The organism is Ruegeria sp. MALMAid1280, assembly GCF_049195285.1.
GTDB lineage: Bacteria > Pseudomonadota > Alphaproteobacteria > Rhodobacterales > Rhodobacteraceae > Ruegeria.
In genome coordinates, this window is record NZ_JBMIRT010000029.1 from 1 (window position 1) to 19,451 (window position 19,451).

Here is a 19,451-nt window from a genome sequence, read left to right on the forward strand (position 1 = left end):
ATTTCACATGAGACCGGGCAACCAAAACTTTTCAGCATCTTGTTTATGGCCTTGATACCGGCCGTATTTGCTCCGCTTTTGTCGATGACAATCTTTCTCGGAAGGCTGTTGACCTCCAGCATCCGGGCGAAGAATTTGGTGCCGGCGGGTTTGTTTCGACGCTGCGAAAGCATGAAACCAAGCGTCCTGGCGTGCTTTTCGACAGTTTGATAGAGATAGACCCACGCGCTTTTCACCGTGATGTAAGTCTTGTCCATTCTCCAAGAGCGGTCGCAAGATATTTTGCGATGACACGCGGCCTCAGCAATCGCGCCAGAGTATCTTGCCACCCAGCGGTTCAGCGTAGTGGGGTCCACTTGACCTGCCCCCCTGAAGCTCCCTCATTCATGACGAGAATCTGCGGATCCGGTTTTCAACGGCAGCCCCTACCTGCACCGATTGGGCCGACCGTTGTTCCGTGCGACCTGGTTGCCCCACCGCAGCAGGTTGACGTTGCAATCGTCCCGGTCGATCAGAACTTCGATCATGCAGAGCCCGTCATGCTCCAGCGCCGTTCCAATGGCCTGGTCCAACTCGCCTTCTGTTGTCACCCTGCACCCCCAGGCGTTGCCTTCTCCGGCGCTGAACACGTCAATCAGGCCGGCGTAGTCCCAATTCTTGATGGTGTTGTAGGGGCCATCATGGATTTCAACTTCGATCGTGTATCCGCCGTTGTTGATCAGAAAAATGATTGGCTTTGCATCGTACCGGATCATTGTCGAAACCTCTTGCGCGGTCAGTTGAAACGAACCGTCCCCGATGCAAGAGATCAACCGACGCTGCCTGTTACCTAGCGCGTAACCCAGCGACGCACCAACGGACCACCCAATCGACCCATATTGCATCTGTATTTCGAACCGAGCGCCTTCGGGCAAATTGGTCTCCATTCCGTTGAACCATGAATCCCCTGTCTCGACGAGTAGCGTGCTGTCCCCGTCCAGCATCTTCTGAATCCGGGCGAATAGCTGGCGAACCGTCACTGGTGTTTCTGCCGCTCCTGGTACCGGCGGGATTTGCTCGGATCTGACACGCTCAAAGGCTGTGAGGGCACCATTGTTCGGCGTAAGCCTGTCAGCCAGCGCATCCAGAAATTCATCCATGCGGACATTGCTGAAATGAGTGTCACCCAACTGAATGGATGTCGGGTGAACCATAACCGCTTTGCCGGGATCAAAACCAAGCTGATGACCGGTCGTGGTGTAGTCGGTGAATACAGGACCGACAAACAGCAACCCGTCCGCAGCATCGACAATTTCTCCGCAACCTGGCGTGCTCACAGGCCCCCAATAGACCCCCATGAAACTGTTTTTTGCCTCAGTCAAAAAACTTTTGGCGTTGGGCATTGATGCTTGTGCGTATTCACATGTGGTCGCAAGCTGGCGCAACTGGTGTTCTGCCTGACCGGCGCGTACCTTGCTTCCCGCAACCAATACTGGACGTTCCGCAGCGTTCAGAAACTCAGAGACTTGTGCCACAGCAGTTTCCAGCGTGTTTGGATCGCTGCTTGACTGTCTGGCAAAACAGCGCGGGACAGGCGCTGATGTGGATGCACCTGCTATGTTTGATGCAATTTCGATGTAAACCGGTTTGCGCCGGATCATTGCCGCATCTATTGCCCTGTCGATTGCCACAGGCGCGAGCGAAGGATGATGGATCGTGACAGCTTCGACGGTAACACGATCAAACATTTCGCGTTGATAGTCATAATCGACTTCTCCCAGCGTATGATGCAGGTATTCCCACTCGGCCTCTGAGTTGGTGTTCGGCCCGCCGGAAATCGCGATCATTGGAAGATCTTCAGCGTAGGCACCTGCTACAGCATTCAAAAGGCTCAATCCACCGACTGAATAAGTTACAATCGCTGCTGACGGTCCTCCGGTAGCGCGGGCATATCCGTCTGCAGCATAACCTGCGTTGAGCTCGTTGCAACAACTGATCATTCGCAGATCCCGATTGCCAAGTAGCTCATCCAACAGCACCAAGTTATAATCACCTGGAACAGCAAAATAATCTATAATTCCAGCCTCTTGCAGTCTTTTTGCCAGATATGATCCAACGGTCCAGTGCTCAGGTACCATGACATTATTCCAATGCGAGTTGTTAAAAAGGTCTGGGCACATCCTATTTGCGAAAGCCGAATTCGCAAAATTGGCAGAGTGGAGCAAGTTTTCTCGCTGATGTAGGTACCGCGGCGCGACCTCGCCAAAGCAGAAATTGACGGCCTGCCGCAGTACTTCGATTTCAGGGAAGATCCGGTGTGGAAGGAGCCTTCGCTTGTTGTAGCTTGCCTAGAAACGGAAACACTAATCCGATTGGCCTAGGGTCAGCAGATCAGAAACTTCTTTACCTTTTGCACGTTTTGGCAGGCTTTTGCCCTGATGCAGTCCCCGAAATTCGCAAGTGTGTTTGTCTCCCAGTCGGCTACCCAAGCATCATCTTGCCCCGAACCGGACAAAGGTGGCAGAAGGACAAATTTCCGCGGCGTCGAGTTCATGATTTCTGATCGGAAATCATTTCCGCTAACCTACTGATAATCAACTTCAGAATGGCCGCGCGGAGAGGTCGAAACATCCACGATCCAATGTCCGATGTTATTCGAGCGCACCAATTCGAGAACAACCCAAACAGCGTCTTTGACTCGTGTTCCTTCGTCATATTCGCTGAACCACTTCTAGTAGACCGCTGCGAATTCCGGGACGTAGGTAACATCAATCAGGTCCGATGCTTGGTAGATGAGACCCTTTTCCATTGTAAGACCTCCATCGCACTTCAACCACATGCTCGTCTACACTTGTTTGGTTCGGTCCACCGATCGCAATGGGCTGAGGCTGTATGAAAACTCTGACCCTTTAGCAAAATTCGCCGAAACACCCGCAATGTCGATTTTCTCGCGCTTCTGAGAGAGCTCGTGAGCCAGAGGTTTCACACGCCCTCGGCTCTGAGCCGCCATGCGGCGTCGCAATGCGCCATAGTGTAGTTGTGTGTCACTACCAGGAAAGGAGCGACCCAATGCAAGTTACAACGATTGGCTCAGATCTGGCCAAACATGTTTTTCAAGGCCACGGAATCGCGGAGGATAGGAACGATTGCGCCGGATCACGAAGATGGGCGACCGATGCATCCTGCGATTGCTGGTCACTGGCATGACGGCGCGATTGCGGCAAATGAAGGCGGCCCCGGACCGTGTCGATCCGTGGGCCATAGACCTGCTCACCCGTAAGCCCCCCGCGACTGGCAACAGTCGCAATGGCCAACAAGACAGCAAGGATGTATGGGCAGTACTGACCAAGAATGAATACCATCGCCCGCACTACGCTTGAAACGGAAGAAAGGAATACAAAAGACAGCAAGACCCTTGAGATGACGGAGCATAGTCATCCCGCCAATCAGGACACTCCGTCGAATGTCCGGGGCACATTGTTGTCCAAACTGGCCGTATGGGACTTGGTCGCAGAAACCATCAAGGCCAGCAGCCGCCTGTGCTGCGCAAACAGGCCGGACACACGTCTGCCGCTGACCAGTGCTAAATCAATTCCGAAAAGTCTTGCTATGCAGGAGCTTTCCACACAAGACGTTCGCCGCGGCTACAACGTGCAGCAAATTTTCAGGAACCCTGATGAAGCATGCTGTCCAACCAGGACAGGAAAGCCATTGGGTCTTTTGCCGGCAAAATGTGATCAGCTCCGGGAATTGCGTAACCGCGCACATTCGTGAGACCGGCAGCAGCTTTGCTTGGGATTGTCCAGACATCCCCTGATTGCTCACCCCACGCCACGTGAACCGGTATCGGCAGCGTTACAAGTTCAGCGGCTGTCACCGAAGAAAACCGGTGCTTGGAACTGAGTAAGGGGATCAGCGTGTGCGCGTTGTCCAAACAAATCTGGCGAAGGTTCGGCGGGAGCTTTCCGAATGTGCCAGGCCCGCCCACAGCGCCGATAAAGGCCTTCAAAACTGCGATCCCGTCGCCTGTTGCGGCGGCCTCCGTGACGGGGAAAAAGGTCTCCTGCATGCTTAATTGATGCGTTGCGGTACCCAGGGGAGTACTGACAAGACTTGTAGAGCTGGGCTCGTAAATCGCGACACCCGAGATCAGGTCGGGTCTGTCGACGCTCAGGCGCAGGGCGACGTTTGCGCCATAGGACCAACCCACAACAAAGACCGGGCCGCAATCGAGATTTTCGATGATAGTGGCAAGGTCAACTGCATGGGTTTGTTCATTGAACTCCATTGTACTTGCTGGCCAGTCGACTTGCCCGAACCAGCGTAAGGTCGGAGCGATGCATCTGTACCGCTGCGACAGGTTCTGTACGTGAGGTACCCAGATCCGGTGATCGCAAGCCGCCCCATGGATGAACAAAACGGGTGCTCCGGTTCCGCGATCGATGCAGGGAAAATAGGCGGTTGATACGTGTATGGTCATGAAACTGACTCCGGTTGCGGGATTAGATAGACAGTTGAAGATCGGGGCCGGTCGGGCAGCGATCGGGGCGTTCACCTGGTTTCAGGGGTCTCGCGTGCCCGGTTGTTTGCCATGCGATTGGAAACGGGACACCGCCCAGTTTGTCGGTATCTGCAACGACACGAAACTTCGCACAGCGCAACGCGGTGGCTGCCCGACGTGTCAGCTGACAGCCGCCAAGAAGCGAGGCCCAAGGGCGCTGAACAATATCCTGAACGCGAGAAACCCACGACGTTGGCGCCATGACATGCTCGCAAAACAGCACCTCGCCATCCGTGCGCAGCACACGCCGGACCTCGCTCAAGACAGCTGAAACATCCTGAACCGTGCAGAGCGTGTAGGTCAGCACCACCGTATCGATGCAGCTATCCGCAAGCGGGATATCCTCGCCGGAGGCCTGAACAAATTCGACAGGGATATTTGACTGATCAGCCAATTTCTGTGCCATGTTGAGGCTGCTCTGGCAGGGGTCCAGCCCTATAAGTTTGGTGACGCGATCCGCATCATAGAGCGGAATGTTCAGCCCCGTGCCGATGCCCAGATCCAGAATGACACCCTGCGCCTTGGGAACGATGCGTTTGCGTTGCTCTTCAAAGGCGCGCCCGCCACAGCCACAATCGACAATTCGGGGAAGGATATGTTTAGTATAAAAAGACATGGTTTTGCTCTCGGCCAGTTGATGATGCTGAAACCATGTCGGGGTTTGGCGTTATGCACTTGGCGAAATTCTGGAGAAGCAATGAAGAAACGCTGGATTTTCAGGTCTCTTGAACGCTTCGCGCAAGACCGTCCCACCGATGTCTGAGGTGAGAAGCCCATGATCTACACCTTTTCCAACTGCATTCTGGACCTCGACCGCCGCACGTTGGTGCGCAATGAGGTTGCGCAGCATATCGAACCTCAGGTCTTTGATCTGTTGGTTCTTTTGGTTCAGGCCGAAGGGCGGACCGTTACCAAAGACGAGATCGTCTCACAGATCTGGGGTGGGCGCGCGATTTCGGACGATGCGATTACAAGCCGTATCAAGAGCGCGCGAAAGGCAATCGGCGACGATGGCCGAGCGCAGCGATTTATTCGCACGCTACCGAAGATCGGGTATCGCTTTGACGGGCAGATGGATTCGCCGTCCGGCGACCCTCAACAGCCGGCACCCATAGCCGCACCCGCCCCCGGTGATGCACAGGCTACTGAGACAAGCGCGCCTGAGATTGGCTATGTAACGGATCGAAAAGGCCGCTCTATCGGATATGCGGTTCACGGTGACGGCCCGCTGGTCATAATCCCTCCATTTTGGGTCACCGCGTCTGATCTGTGGCATGATTATCCGGAAATTCAGGAATTCTTTCTGACCCTGGGCAAAGGGTTGCGCATATTGCGCTATGACCGGCCAGGCTCGGGCCTCAGTCGCAATGCACACCCAAACGTGACGCTGGAAGATGAGGTCATGTTGCTTGAGGATATGATTGCGGCGCTTGGAACCGATCGTTTTTCGTTTCTGGCGATTTCGGCAGCGGGGCCTGTGGTCATCCGATACGCGGTTGCCCACCCCGCACATGTTGAGCGCATTTGTTTCTATGGCACCTATGGCTCGGGCAAGGATCTGGCTCCCCCGGAATCGCAAGCCATGCTGCTTGCATTGATCCGGCAGCACTGGGGCGTCGGATCGCGTGCTCTTGCGGATATATTCGTGCCCTCGGCGGATGCTGAAGACAGACATCGTTTTGCAGCCCAGCAACGCGCTGCTGCGGACCCGGAACAGGCGGCTTCGATGCTCGAACTGAGTTGGCAGATCGACGCCAAACTCGATGCGCCCAAAGTCGATGTCCCTGCCCTTGTGCTGCATCGTCAGGAGGATCGCGCTGTTCCAGTTGATCACGGACAATGGTTGGCACGGTCAATCCCGGGTGCTCGGCTGCAGTTACTTCCCGGAGATGCACATGCACCATGGTTCGGTCCGATGGATGTTGCAGTACAGGCCAATTCATTTTTGCTTGAATAGCTATTCGTGTTCTGACTTCGGCCTATTCCGTTGAAAAACTCGCCCTTGATCGAGGGCTGAGCTGCTGATTCCATTCCTGTAGTGGAGGGGAGGATCAGCCATGATGGGACCAAGGCAAGAGGCTCAAGCTGCGCTGTTCTATGGGTTTTCGCTGGAGGATCATGTCCCAGCAGATCACCTGTTGCGGTCGATTGACCGGTTTGTTGATGCTGATCAGCATCCGTTCGCATTCGGCAGATTTCTATTGCCACACGGGCCGTCCATCGATTGATCCCGAGTTGCTGATCCGCATGCTCTTGGTAGGCTATTGCTTTGGTATCCGATCCGAACGTCGGCTGTGCCAAGAGGTGCATCTGAACCTGACCTATCGTTGGTTCTGCCGCCTGGATCTGAATGACCGGAACCCTGACCATTCCACCTTTTTCAAGAACCACCACGGGCGATTCCGGGAGAGCGATTTGCTGCGCCATCTGTTCGAGACGACCGTCGCACGCTGCCTTGAGGAGGGTCTGGTGAGCGGCCAGCGCATGGTAATTGATGCCAGCCTGATTGAGGCAGATGCCAACAAACAGAATTCGACGCCAAAGGACGATTGGAACGCGACGAGTACCGATCCGGCCGATGCTCCCCGCGCGGTCCGTGAATATCTCAACACCCTGGATGAGGCCGCATTTGGTGCAGCCAGCGAGGTGCAGCCCAAGTTCACTTCGCATTCCGATCCAGCCAGCCAAGGGACAGCAGCACGCAAGGGCCCTGCTTTCTTCAGCTATTCCGACAACTATCTGATCGACACGGATCATGGCGTCATCGTTTATGTCGAGGCCACATGGTCTATCCGACAAGCTGAGGTCGGATCAACCAAGACCATGCTGAACCGGACCAGAGACAAGTTCGATCTGCACCCGGAATGGCTCATCGCGGACACCGCGTACGGTTCAGGCCCGATGCTCGGTTGGCTGGTGGATCACAACATCGCGCCACATATCCCCGTGATCGACAAGGCTGGTCGTACCGATGGTACATGGTCGCGTGCCGACTTCGAATGGGACGCCGAGAACAATCAATACATCTGTCCAGAAGGTGAGGCGCTGAAGCAGTTCCGCCGCAACTACTCTGATCCCGACCGAGGTCCCACTGGAAAAGGTGTCGCCAAGTATCGGGCGCTCAAACACACCTGTCAGGCATGCCCCTCAAAGATGAAGCGCTGCCCGAATGCTGATGCTCGCAAAATCACCCGCGAAGAGCATGAAGACGCCAGAGATGTCGCCCGTGCCATCCGAAAAACAAAACAGTACAAAGTCTCATCCAAGCTCCGAAAGAAGGTCGAGATGCTCTTCGCGCACCTCAAGCGCATCTTGGGGCTGGGACGGCTCAGATTACGCGGTCCATGTGGCGCAAATGACGAATTCCTTCTCGCCGCCACTGCCCAGAACCTCCGCAAATTGGCAAAGATCTTTCCCGCACCGCAGCAAACGTGTAAAACCTGATCAGAAAGGCGCTCGCGCTCTGTTCAGCGCCTCACTCTCTGCGCCAGAAAAACGTTGTTTTTCAACAGAAACACCCGCTTGCTGACATTCGCTGCGCCGGCAATATGCGAAGGCTGCCCAATTCGCCATTTGAGGAAGTGATGGACATGGCGTTGGTATCCGTTTGGGTAGCATTTTAGATAGCTTCGGGCGCAGGATTATCAAAAAGCTTGAGGTTTGGTCGGGGGCTTTGGGACCCGAGTGGCGCGGTGTAGACTCAGAGATGGGTTGTTTTGAGGAGAAGAGATGCCGGTATCCGGACCACCGCTGGCCGCACCTGCGGATTTAACGGACCTGTTTCACCGGGGATTGACGGCAGACCCCAAGGCGATAGCGCTTTACGCATTGGACGGGGCTTTCACCTGGCAAGAGCTGGATACCGCCTGTTCGCGGCTGGCGTTGCAGTATCTGAGCCTGGGGCTGGAACCGGGGGACCGGGTGGCGTCCATCATGCCAAACCGGGCGGCTCTGGTGATCCACTATCTTGCCTGTATGCGGGCCGGATTGGTGGCCATGCCGCTTAACTATCGCTACACGACCTCGGATATCGACTATGCAATGGGGCTGGCGAAACCCGCGGCTCTATTGGCGCATGGCGAGCGAGCTAAAGATATTGCCGCAGTTCCAAGCGTGGCACAATTGCCTGTGGGGGTGATCTCGTATGCAGGCAAAATTGACGGCGCGTTCTTCTTCGAGGATCTGCTGGACGGAGAGAGTAAGGGGGTACTGCCAACGGTTGCGGCCGAGGCACCGGCGTTCATCTTTTTTACCTCCGGAACCACAGGCAAGCCGAAAGGGGTAACGCATAGTCATGCCAGCATGGGGAATATGGTGGCGAGCAATGCGCAAGGATTGGGGCTGGGACCCGAGGACATTGTATTACCGGCTTCGTGGATTTCACACACAGCGGGATTGCGGTTGACGTTTGCAGGGCTTTGGGTCGGTGCCAGGACAAATGTTGCGCGGCGATTCACTCCGGATGAACTCCTGGGGCTGCTGCGGCAGACGCGGCCGACGGTGGCCCAAATTCTACCTGCGCCTTTGGCCTCATTGGTCACGGGGCATGGGGCGGTGCGTGATGACTTTCGCTCGCTAAAGACGATGATGGCAGGTGGAGACAAGCCCGCGCGCACGTTGGTCGATGCATTCGGTGCCGTGGCCGGTGTGCCGATCGGTGCGTTTTATGGGATGACGGAAATGGGCACATCGCATTCCAACACCCATGGGGGCACTGAAAAACTTGGCGCAGTTGGATTAAACAACCCGGGCTATGTCTCGGTGCTTTGCGACGAAGCCGGTGAGGAGGTGCCTGTAGGAGTAGACGGGCGGCATTGGGTTAAAAGCCCCACCATGATGACGGAGTATTGGGAAAATCCCGAGGCAACAGCGGCGGCGTTCCGGGATGGCTGGTTCGATACCGGGGATTTAATGCGTCGGGATGAGGATGGTTATTTCTGGTTCCGAGGGCGGCAAAAACAGATCATTGTTCATGACGGTTCGAACATCAGCCCGGCTGAGGTGGAAGATGCGCTGACAGCGCATCCGGCTGTTGCCGCAGCGGTGGCAGTGGGAGTACGGGACGAGATGCACGGGGAGGATGTTTGGGGGTTTGTGAGTTTGGCCGAAGGGGCGGCTCCGGTACGCGCCGGAGAAATCTTCGAATTTGCGCGAGAGCGGATTGGATACAAAGCGCCGGATGTGGTTCGGATAGTAAAAACCCTGCCACTGACCATGGGTGGAAAGCTAGATCGGATGGCGTTGAAGCGGTTGGCAGCGGAAGAGAGCGGTGCCGCGCATGTGCTGTGACGCGGTATTGCTAATCATCCTCAACGTCCGCACGGTCGTTGATAAAAAGAACTTGTGCATCGCGGACTGATCCACCGGAAGCTGCCCGAGACTTTAGCAAAAAATGCAATTTAAAATTGTCCTGAGCCGAACCCCAAAAGGAACAACAGATCAGCTGGGATTGCCCGACCAAGCGCATTGGGGCACGGTGATTGTTCAATTCGGAAGGATATTCATGTTCGCGGCAAAACCCACCAACCCTTGGCTCATATTGCTGGGTCTTGCACTCGGAGTCAGCATTTCCAACGCCTTTGGTCGCTTTGCATACGGTCTAATTCTGCCATCAATGAAAAGCAGTCTCGGCTGGAGTCTCACTCAATCCGGTTGGCTAAACACTGCCAATTCGATTGGTTACATAGTGGGTTCGGTTCTAACACTTATACTGATCCGGCACATTTCACCGTCGCGGCTGTTTGCAAGCGGCACTGTGGCGACGGCTTTATGCCTGTTGGCGACCGGATTTGACGAGAACCTCGTGTTTCAGACTGCTTGTCGTACTTTGGTGGGATTGTTCGGAGCCCTTTCATTTGTGTCAGGCGGCGTTCTGGCTGCATCGCTGTTCAAGAACTGTGCCCGAAGGAATGCACTGGCCATCGCCTTATACTTTGGCGGTGGCGGTGGGTTTGGCATCGCATTATGTGGCGCAACCCTTCCGAGCATGTTGGACGTATTTGGGCCGCAATATTGGGAGTGGGCGTGGATTGGAGTCGGGTTAGTGGCTCTGTTCATCTGCCCGTTTTCGGTTTGGGCGTCCTCAATGTTGAACGAAGCCAAGCATGACACTGCGCTTCTTTCCATTCCTCCGGTACGCAGGATGCTTGGCGAACTTGGCGGGTATGCGCTGTTTGGAATGGGGTACATTGTGTATGTCACCTTTATCTCTGTCTGGATGAAAGAGCAGCATTCCAGTGTCCTGTTGACTGCCGCGACGTGGATGACCCTCGGGTTCAGTATCATGGCGTCTCCATTTGTCTGGCGCGGAGTTTTGGCCCGCTTTGCGTCGGGAACACCAATGGCGCTTATCCTGACCGGAGTCGCTTTTGGTTCGGCCCTGCCAATTCTTGTTCCAAATGGGTATGGATTGATTGTGTCCGCGCTGGTCTTCGGGCTGTCGGTCTTTATGCCACCCACTGCTGTAACCAGCTTTGTGCGCCAAAATGTGGATCAACAAGATTGGGGCGCAACCATAAGTTTTTTCACAGTGATTTTTGCCGTCTCGCAGGCAATGGGACCTGTCGGAGCTGGTATTATCGGGGACCTAACCGGAGAGATAGGAGACAGCCTCGTCGTGGCGTCTGCGGTCCTACTGGTCGGTGCTCTTTGTGCCGCGATGCAAAAGCCGCTCAGGCATGAGGCGGCGTAACCGTCGCGGACCACGCCCAGATACCGTGTTTCGTTTCCAACAAAAGCCTCATTGGATTTTGAATGCACAAATAGAAGCCCTGTGGCCACTCCAACGCGGTTCGGCTTCAGGCAATCTTCGCATAGTGCGGGACCCAGAACTTCGCTTCTATCGCCGCCTTCAGGTCATCCTCTGTTGTTTCGGGCGCAACCCGATCCAACTGCGCCTGTCGACCAACGGCAAGGGCGATAGCTTTGCTGACCTGACGAATGTTCCCCACATCAGGCAGTAAGCTGGCTGTGCGATCGGACTTTGCAGGCGATAGTTTGGCCAGAGCTTCGGCGGCGGCCATGAACATTCCGTCAGTGACACGGCGCGCGCCCGCTGCCAGAACGCCTAGCCCCATACCTGGGAAAATGTACGAGTTGTTGCACTGCGCGACATGGTGCGTCTTACCGTTGTAGACTACGGGATCAAACGGGCTACCGGTGGCGACCATTGCACGGCCATCTGACCAGTGGATAATATCCGCAGGCTCAGCTTCAATTCGCGATGTCGGGTTCGAAAGGGGCAACACGACAGGGTGATCAGTATGAGCCGCCATCGCACGAATGATCTCTTCCGAAAACAGGCCCGCCTGACCGCTGACCCCAACCAAAATGTTGGGTTTGGCCCGATTTATTACGTCCAGAAGTGAAATTTCACCGTCGGACCAACTCTCCACTTTGGCAAGAGGTTGGACAATTTGCTTTTGGAACGGCAGAAGATCTTTCATCGCATCGGTCAACAGCCCGTTCCGGTCCACCATGTAAATGCGCCCGCGCGCCTCGGTCTCGGATAGCCCTTGGCGGACCATGAGTTGAACCAGTTGCTCAGCGATGCCCACACCCGCAGACCCCGCACCGAGGAACGCAATAGTAGCATCCTTTAACGGAATACCAGTTACGTCCGAGGCGGCCAGCAAGGTACCCGCCGTTACCGCCGCGGTTCCCTGAATGTCATCATTGAAGGTACACAACTGATCGCGGTAACGCGCAAGCAGCGGTGCCGCGTGCTGTTGTGCAAAGTCTTCAAATTGAAGCAAAACTTCTGGCCATTTGCGTTTAACAGCCTGCACGAAAAGATCAACAAAGTCGAAATAGTCATCCCCGCTGACACGCTTTTTCCGCCAGCCGATATATAGGGGATCTTCCAGCCGTTCCTGATTGTTGGTGCCAACATCCAAAACCACCGGGAGCGTCACAGACGGGTTTATTCCGCCAGCAGCGGTATAAAGCGAGAGTTTGCCGATCGGAATTCCCATACCGCCCGCGCCTTGATCGCCCAAACCCAAAATTCGTTCTCCATCGGTGACGACAATCGCTTCGACGGATGGCAGGATGGCATTGTCCAATATGTCATCAATCCGGTCACGCTCGGGGTACGAAAGGATCAATCCGCGTGGATGATCGTAGATCTCACTGAACTTTTTGCAGGCGTCGCCCACAACAGGTGTGTAAATTATCGGCATCATCTCGGGCAGATGCCGCACCAATAGAGCATAGAACAGAACCTCGTTGTCATCCTGCAGACCACGCAGATAGACATGTTTATCCAGCGGTGTCTCCTCACGTTCAAAGGCGGCGTAGACACGGTCTACCTGGGTTTCAAGTGTTTCGATGTGCGGTGGAAGAAGGCCCAACAATCCAAACTCTTCTCGTTCCGACAAAGAAAATGCAGTGCCTTTGTTCAAAAGCGGGTTGGTTACCCACTGTAGATTTGCAGGACCGGAATCGACCATAGGCTGTCCTTTTGGATCGGCACACACAGGTTGCATGCATCTGTCCGGTAAGGTCAGCATTATACGACAACAAATGCAACGAGCTTGCCACGCGAACGCTTCTTTCCGTATTGGATTGGCATGCTCGCGCGCGACGGTTGGCCCAAATGTTTTCGGCCCGAAGCCGGCCTTGATCAGGGTGTTCAAATGCTGCGGTTGCAGTCCGCTTTTCCGACATTCGCTGCACAGGAAAGCTTATGGGTCAGCGGACTCACAGACAGCGCACCAACCCTTTCGATTCCGTTCGAAGCTGCCAAGGCAGCTTTCGCTAGTGAGATGCGACCCGCCGCCTCATATCTGGAATAGATTCGTCTTTTTGGCTATCCTGTCAGTTGAGCTAGGGAGGTTGGGCATTGGAACGACGCCTCACGGCGATAATTGCTGCAGACGTAGTAGGCTACAGTCGCCTCATTCGGGAAAATGAAGCAGGCACTGTGGAGTCCATTAGGGCACATCGCGAAGATCTGATAGAACCTATCGTTTCAGCCCGAAATGGGCGCATCGTCAAATTAATGGGCGATGGTCTACTGATCGAATTTGCCAGCGCCGTTGAAGCAGTACGGTGTGCGATAGAGTTTCAACATTTCATCGGATTGAAAAACAAGGATGTCCCGGAGGCGGGTCAGATCCACTACCGAATTGGGATCAACGTCGGCGACATCATTGTGGAGAACGATGACATCTATGGTGACGGTGTAAACGTCGCTTCGCGGCTAGAAGGTCTGGCTACACCCGACGGTATCTATATGACCACCAGCGTATTCGATCAGGTAAAAGACAAACTCGACCTCAACATCAAAGACCTCGGGCTGCACGAGGTCAAGAATATCGCAGAACCTATACGTGTTTTCAGCCTGTTGCTGGATGACAAAGCAATGGCTCTCGTTGACACTTTTACCCGACCCGTAAAATCGGGACGTCGCTTTGGGTTAATCGCTGTTGCAACCACGGTTGCAGTCTTAGCCGGGGGGGTGGTCTTGTGGCAACCTTGGAACGCTTCGAGCCAATCACCCGATACGGCTGAACCCACCTCTGTTTCGCTAACGGGCAAACCCTCAATAGCGGTACTGGCGTTCGACAATTTGAACAGCGATCCGGAAAAAGACTATCTCAGCGACAGCTTCAGCGAAAATATCATCACCGCGCTTTCCCGGTTTGTCGACTTTTTCGTAATCTCCCGCAATTCGACATTTACCTACAAGGACCAACCGGTAAAGGCCCAACAGGTGGCCGAGGAGCTGGGTGTTCGTTACGTTGTCGAGGGCAGCATTCAAATTTTGGGAGACAAGTTACGGGTCACTGCGCAGTTGATCGACGCAACAAACGGGAAACACCTTTGGGCGGAAAGCTACGACCGCAGTCTTGAGGACATTTTTGATGTCCAGGACGAAGTTACGCGAACCATCGCCCTGACTCTCAACGAGAACATCGATCTGGCCGAGTATGACCGACTAGAGCATCAACCCACTGACAATTTGAGCGCATACGAACTTTTTAAGCGTGCGCAGGAACAGTCTTTCACGTTCACGAAGGAAGGCAACATTCTTGCGATGGATCTGAGTGCGAAGGCAATCGAACTCGACCCTAATTTTGCAAGTGCATACATCGAACTCGCCTGGGCCCATAACTTCGGTTACCGCTGGGGATGGACTAAAACCACATCGCGTGAAGAATCTTTGGCTCTCGCATTTGAAATGGCCAGAAAGGCGATAAAACTGGAGCCCTTCAATTTCAAAGCTCATCAGGTTCTGGCAAGTATTACAGTGCAGAGTGGCGATCTAGAGAAGGCCGCATCACTTTATGACAAAGCTATTTCCTTAAACCCGAATTCCGCTCAGGTACTCGCTGATTCCATTGATCCGCTGATCTACAGTGGAAAGGCAGATGAAGCCGTTGACAGGATGAAGGCCGCCATGCGCCTCAATCCACATCATCCAGATTGGTATCTTTGGAATCTGGGTTGGGCCCAGTACTTCGCGGAAGACTATGAAGGAGCGCTTGCTTCGATCGAAAAGATGAACGGGGTCCCGGACCGCCTCAGACGGACCCTAGCTCCAATCTTGCTGCGGTTGGGGCGGGATGACCAGGCCCGCACCATGATGCGCGAGTTTCTGGTAGACAATCCCGATTACGATATTGAAGAAGCGAAAGCTGCTCCGTTCACCGACAAAGAGTTCCACAACCGATGGTTAGACGATTTGCGAAAATTGGGAGTTCCGGAAAACGCGTCCTGACGGTCTGGGATGGATCTTGAATAGCGGGTATTGAAGCCAAGAACAGAATTGGCAGTGTTACAAAAACTCCTATGTCGGGCTCATTTCCAACCTCGGAGGCAGAGCAGAAATACCCCTGCCCTAATTCAGACGGATTTCGCTGGCGGCCCATAGCCGGCCTTGAACCCGGCCATCTGATGCTGCTGTGCGGTCCGTCCGGGCAGCCATTCACTGTTTGCGCAAGGTCTCGAGCGTACGGAAGATGCAACCCGCTTACCAAAATGCACATTTGCAGAGTGGGGGGCAGATCATTAGTCTCCAGGGCAATTCGGGTTCCCTTAAACTGGCCTTTCAAATGCGCTACGTCAGCATGATCTTTCAACTGGTGTCGAACTGATTAGGTTGGCGGTTGGCGAAAAGGATCACATAACAACAAGCTTCGGCTTTATTGAAGATGTGGATCGCGCATCTGATCACTGCGGGCCGGAAAGAAAAGCTTTGGGCGCCGAAATTAACTATTATGACGCGCTAGCCCTGTCACTCAATTTGTCCTGATCGACCAGCAGCACCCGGAGATTTCCTGTTTTTTCAAACCCGAGGTCGACGAATGGTCTGGCATCTTCGAGAGTTTCATATCCGACGATGGGGCGGCCTGCGCCAAAATATTCCGCGCACCGGGTTGCAGCATCAACAACCGAGTGATCGTTGGTCGGCCCAAACACATTTGAAAGACCGACCACTTCAGACGAAAGATTTGCAATACAACCGGCCCGAATTCCCTCTTTGCCCTCTTGCCCAAAGAACGCGATACTGGTGTTATCCAACAAGTTTGCAGGAAACATCGGTGTTTCTGATTTCACGTTCGATACGCTCCATGCGACTTCCCATCGTGTCAGGTCGTCTTTGGTGGCGATCCTTTTCCAGGGAGCACCGGACGTGACTGCGGCCGAAGCCTCTTTCCAGATCCACGTCGCGGAAAACAGTATTTCTGCCGGAAGTTGCCCAAGTGGCAAGTCGGCAAAGCTGTCCTTGACGGCAAATGCGGATTGAGCGGCCATGTTCTCGGACCGTAAAAGCCCGGCACCAATTCCCGGTCGACAAGTAACCACCTTGGGGTAGAGGGGCGGAGGTGTGCCCGCGCAAACCAATGCGTTCTCGTCACGCTGCACCGCAAGACCGTGGGCTGCAAACATTGCGGCACAAAGATCGGCATTGTTCCCGGCGGCAAGCACCGATTTTCTCATATTTCTTTCGCTCATCACACCTTCCGGTACTAAACAGCTTGCCACAAAGACACCGGGACTTTTTGACCAAATTCAGTCCCTGAAACCATACGCGCTTTGTTATTTGGCATGCCAAAGGTAGTACGAATGAACCAAGATTGATTTGGTCAGATGATTGCCGCCACTGCCTGCATCAGCATCTTATGGAACTCTCAGCGATCACTCACAAGTGGATATCGCCGTTGGCCCGCTCGTTGGCGTCAATGACCGGGATTCTTCTTAAGCCTCACGATCAGGCTTGGCAAAAGGTGTGCACCACTCATTGCGAGAGGTTGATCCCAAGATAGGTTTGACCCTTGCTGAAATTCCTGCCTTAAGGTTTCGAAGACGCGGTTCAATGAGGATAAAATGAGCGATCTTGGCTTCACTTTCAGGCAGTCAAAGAACGGTGAGGTGGTGGTCGACCATCGCGGTAAGCGCGCCACGACTCTTCGGGGTGACAAAGCAGACTGGTTTCTGCAAGACATGGACGGGCTGGATTTCGAAAGCCAGCAACAGGAGATGGCCCGCCTGACCGGAAACTATAAACGCGGCAATGAGCGGAAGGCACGCAACCATCCCCGAAACAGATAGGCTGATGCTCAAAACACTGGTCCGCTGGAGCGCTGCTGCCGTTGGTGGCATCCTCGTGTTGGGGGCCGTGACATGGTATACCACCCTCCCCGATGAAGACCCGAGAGGTACTTGGACTGCCCCTGCGTACGGATTGGCCTTGCGGATAAGCGCGCTTCGGGCTGAGGTTTTTCGAATAACACCAGTGAGTTGCTTCCGGGAAAACCACTTCCCGGCTCATTACGGGTTGGTAAAGATCGCATCCGGGGCAACAATATCTACAAACAAAGACGGGATCGAGTTGCGTTTGGACAGCGCGTTGGAGCCTATTCGGTTTACCACCTCAGACCTGCCAACCGAATGTGATGATCCGGAACACCGGGACGGCGGTGTACAGCATACATTTGACGTGTTTTGGCACGCAATGGACCACCATTATCCCTTCTTCGAGGTCCACGGCGTGAATTGGAAGGCTCAAAAGTCGCTGGCTCCAGAAACAAATACCGTTGGAGAAGCAGAGCTGGCGAAACGCTTGCGAGATGCTGTGGCTGGGCTGGACGATGGGCACGTTCAGCTTTCGATGGGTGAACAGGGAACTTTCTCTCCGGAACGGGTACCCAACTGGCTGAAAACAGCACCAGCGCTCACGCATGACCGTTTGTGGGACACCGCGTTGAACGAAGCGGATATTGTGGTTCAAAAGGTAAAGAACATTCCCATCCGTTATGGAATTCGTGCTGATGGGATCGGGTATATCGCAATCAAGGAAATGGAAGTGCAGGCAGGGCTCAATCAGTCATCATATGATGCGACCGTGCAGGCCTTTGCAAAAGTTGCTGAAGCCCTTCAGAACGCCGACGCCCTTGTGGTGGATGTACGTTACAACCCCGGTGGGGCGGACAATGTTTCCATGGCGTTGGCAGGGTTCTTTACCGATCGCACTCAGGACATTTTCCAGAAAATGGCATGGAAGAAACCGAAATACTCAGAACCGTTCACAGCAAGGCTGACACCGTCTTCCGATCTGGTTCTTACACAACCAACCATGCTTCTTACCAGCGAACTGACCGGGAGTGCAGCTGAGATATTCACGTTGGCGATGCGTGAATTGCCCAATGTGACAGTAATGGGATCACGTACTTCAGGTGGGTTGTCAGACATGATGGAACTAACCTTACCGAATGGCTGGACGCTTGGTTTGTCTTCACAAAATTACGTCTCCATGGATGGCGAGGAGTTTGAGGCGATTGGAATTCCGCCAGATATTGAGATCCCGCAGGATGGCGGTGCTCTATTGCTGGGTTCGGACAGGGTTCTTGAACAGACGGTTCAATCCATTCGAAACCTCATCTTAAATCCGGCTGAGTGAAACCACAGAACATGTACGCGAATTGACTGCGTTTCCAGTGCGCGGCGTTTGCCGCTGGCACGCTTTTTGCGCCGAATAAATTAAGATATCAGCCCAGCCTCGACATCCCAGGGCGGCCTGCCCTTCCCGATCCGTTCGGCAAGGAAATCCACAAAGGCGCGGACTTTCATTGGCATATGGCGGCGCTCGGGGAATACAGCATATAGAGTCTGTTCCGAAAATGCGTACTCCGGCAAGACCCGGACCAGATCGCCAGTGGCCATACGGGAACCTGCCACAAATGTTGGCAACCGCCCGATCCCAAGCCCGTCGAGTAACGCGGTACAAAGCGTTTCACTGTTGTTTATGCGCAGAGTGCCCGTGGTGCGCGTCCGCACTTCACCATGCGGACCTTGGAATACCCATTCCATCGGGTCACGTGAATAGGCGTAATGAAGGCAGTTATGCGCCAGCAGATCTTCGGGATGCTGTGGGGCACCTTGTCGCGAAAGATAGCTCGGTGCAGCGACAAGGACGCTATGGATCGGTGCCAATCGTCGCACGATCAGGGCCGAGTCAGGCAAGGTACCGGCCCGGATGGCCATATCCAGCCCGGCATCGATCAGATCAACGACCCGGTCATCCATGGTCAAGTCCATCGTGATATCAGGAAAGGCGGCGAGAAACTCAGTGAGCAACGGCGCGATATACAGCCGCCCAAAGGACATCGGCGCGCTTACCCTCAGATGTCCGACTGGTTGCCCCTGCACGGCCGCTACCGCGTCTTCTGCTTCCTGCGCCGATCCAAGCGCCTGTATTGCATGCGTCAGGTAAATTTCACCAGCTTCGGTCAGTGAAATACTGCGCGTCGAGCGATGAAACAGCTGAGTACCAAGATGCGCTTCTAACGCGCCAATCCGTTTGCTGACGGCTGATTTCGTGATTCCCAACCGCCGCGCAGCCGCAGCAAAACCGCCGTTCTCGGCCACAGCGACAAACACCGGGATAGCGCTGATTTCGATCATG

Annotated in this window: 13 protein-coding genes and 2 pseudogenes; 8 read left to right on the plus strand and 7 right to left on the minus strand. The window is 54.5% G+C overall.

What is annotated here, in order from left to right:
• A pseudogene (locus ACOQFT_RS00710) lies at nucleotides 1-356 on the minus strand (DDE-type integrase/transposase/recombinase); the annotation flags it as partial.
• A gap of 69 nt (nucleotides 357-425) precedes the next feature.
• Nucleotides 426-2,117: a thiamine pyrophosphate-binding protein gene (locus ACOQFT_RS00715; RefSeq protein ID WP_421596153.1), complete on the minus strand. Its 1,692-nt coding sequence runs from the start codon at nucleotides 2,115-2,117 to the stop codon at nucleotides 426-428.
• 1,026 nt (nucleotides 2,118-3,143) lie between these two features.
• On the opposite strand from ACOQFT_RS00715, the gene ACOQFT_RS00720 reads away from it, so the two are divergent.
• Nucleotides 3,144-3,359, plus strand: coding sequence for a hypothetical protein (locus tag ACOQFT_RS00720; protein WP_421596154.1), 216 nt, complete (start codon nucleotides 3,144-3,146; stop codon nucleotides 3,357-3,359).
• A gap of 284 nt (nucleotides 3,360-3,643) precedes the next feature.
• Here the strand turns inward: ACOQFT_RS00720 and ACOQFT_RS00725 are convergent, their stop codons facing one another.
• Both ACOQFT_RS00725 and ACOQFT_RS00730 read right to left on the minus strand, forming a co-directional pair.
• Nucleotides 3,644-4,459, minus strand: a complete 816-nt coding sequence (locus ACOQFT_RS00725) for an alpha/beta fold hydrolase (RefSeq protein ID WP_421596155.1) — start codon at nucleotides 4,457-4,459, stop codon at nucleotides 3,644-3,646.
• A gap of 22 nt (nucleotides 4,460-4,481) precedes the next feature.
• Nucleotides 4,482-5,156: a class I SAM-dependent methyltransferase gene (locus ACOQFT_RS00730; RefSeq protein WP_421596156.1), complete on the minus strand. Its 675-nt coding sequence runs from the start codon at nucleotides 5,154-5,156 to the stop codon at nucleotides 4,482-4,484.
• Between the two features lie 159 nt (nucleotides 5,157-5,315).
• Here ACOQFT_RS00730 and ACOQFT_RS00735 point away from each other — a divergent pair, with 159 nt between their 5' ends.
• The 4 genes and pseudogenes from ACOQFT_RS00735 to ACOQFT_RS00750 all read left to right on the plus strand — a co-directional run bounded on the left by ACOQFT_RS00735 (nucleotide 5,316) and on the right by ACOQFT_RS00750 (nucleotide 11,231).
• The gene (locus ACOQFT_RS00735) at nucleotides 5,316-6,497 is read left to right on the plus strand and encodes an alpha/beta fold hydrolase (protein ID WP_421596157.1); all 1,182 of its coding nucleotides are present in this window, start codon (nucleotides 5,316-5,318) and stop codon (nucleotides 6,495-6,497) included.
• 100 nt (nucleotides 6,498-6,597) lie between these two features.
• A pseudogene (locus tag ACOQFT_RS00740) lies at nucleotides 6,598-7,984 on the plus strand (transposase).
• Nucleotides 7,985-8,269: 285 nt separating this feature from the next.
• Nucleotides 8,270-9,829, plus strand: coding sequence for a class I adenylate-forming enzyme family protein (locus ACOQFT_RS00745; RefSeq protein WP_421596158.1), 1,560 nt, complete (start codon nucleotides 8,270-8,272; stop codon nucleotides 9,827-9,829).
• A 103-nt stretch (nucleotides 9,830-9,932) separates the two neighbouring features.
• Nucleotides 9,933-11,231, plus strand: a complete 1,299-nt coding sequence (locus tag ACOQFT_RS00750) for a YbfB/YjiJ family MFS transporter (RefSeq protein ID WP_421596159.1) — start codon at nucleotides 9,933-9,935, stop codon at nucleotides 11,229-11,231.
• Between the two features lie 106 nt (nucleotides 11,232-11,337).
• Here ACOQFT_RS00750 and ACOQFT_RS00755 read toward each other — a convergent pair whose 3' ends face one another.
• Complete coding sequence (locus ACOQFT_RS00755) at nucleotides 11,338-12,990, minus strand: NAD-dependent malic enzyme (RefSeq protein ID WP_421596160.1); 1,653 nt, start codon at nucleotides 12,988-12,990, stop codon at nucleotides 11,338-11,340.
• 392 nt (nucleotides 12,991-13,382) lie between these two features.
• Here ACOQFT_RS00755 and ACOQFT_RS00760 point away from each other — a divergent pair, with 392 nt between their 5' ends.
• Entirely contained in the window at nucleotides 13,383-15,263 is a 1,881-nt protein-coding gene (locus ACOQFT_RS00760) for an adenylate/guanylate cyclase domain-containing protein (protein ID WP_421596161.1), read from the plus strand.
• A 497-nt stretch (nucleotides 15,264-15,760) separates the two neighbouring features.
• On the opposite strand, the gene ACOQFT_RS00765 is transcribed toward ACOQFT_RS00760, so the two are convergent.
• Nucleotides 15,761-16,501, minus strand: a complete 741-nt coding sequence (locus tag ACOQFT_RS00765; RefSeq protein WP_421596162.1) for a hypothetical protein — start codon at nucleotides 16,499-16,501, stop codon at nucleotides 15,761-15,763.
• A gap of 372 nt (nucleotides 16,502-16,873) precedes the next feature.
• On the opposite strand from ACOQFT_RS00765, the gene ACOQFT_RS00770 reads away from it, so the two are divergent.
• Together ACOQFT_RS00770 and ACOQFT_RS00775 are read left to right on the plus strand one after the other, a co-directional pair.
• Nucleotides 16,874-17,098, plus strand: coding sequence for a hypothetical protein (locus tag ACOQFT_RS00770; protein WP_421596163.1), 225 nt, complete (start codon nucleotides 16,874-16,876; stop codon nucleotides 17,096-17,098).
• A 4-nt stretch (nucleotides 17,099-17,102) separates the two neighbouring features.
• Nucleotides 17,103-18,446 carry a S41 family peptidase gene (locus tag ACOQFT_RS00775; RefSeq protein ID WP_421596164.1) on the plus strand — a complete coding sequence of 448 codons (1,344 nt, stop codon included), beginning with the start codon at nucleotides 17,103-17,105 and terminating at the stop codon, nucleotides 18,444-18,446.
• An 80-nt stretch (nucleotides 18,447-18,526) separates the two neighbouring features.
• Here ACOQFT_RS00775 and ACOQFT_RS00780 read toward each other — a convergent pair whose 3' ends face one another.
• Nucleotides 18,527-19,450 carry a LysR family transcriptional regulator gene (locus ACOQFT_RS00780; protein ID WP_421596165.1) on the minus strand — a complete coding sequence of 308 codons (924 nt, stop codon included), beginning with the start codon at nucleotides 19,448-19,450 and terminating at the stop codon, nucleotides 18,527-18,529.
• Between the last annotated feature and the right edge of the window lies 1 nt (nucleotide 19,451).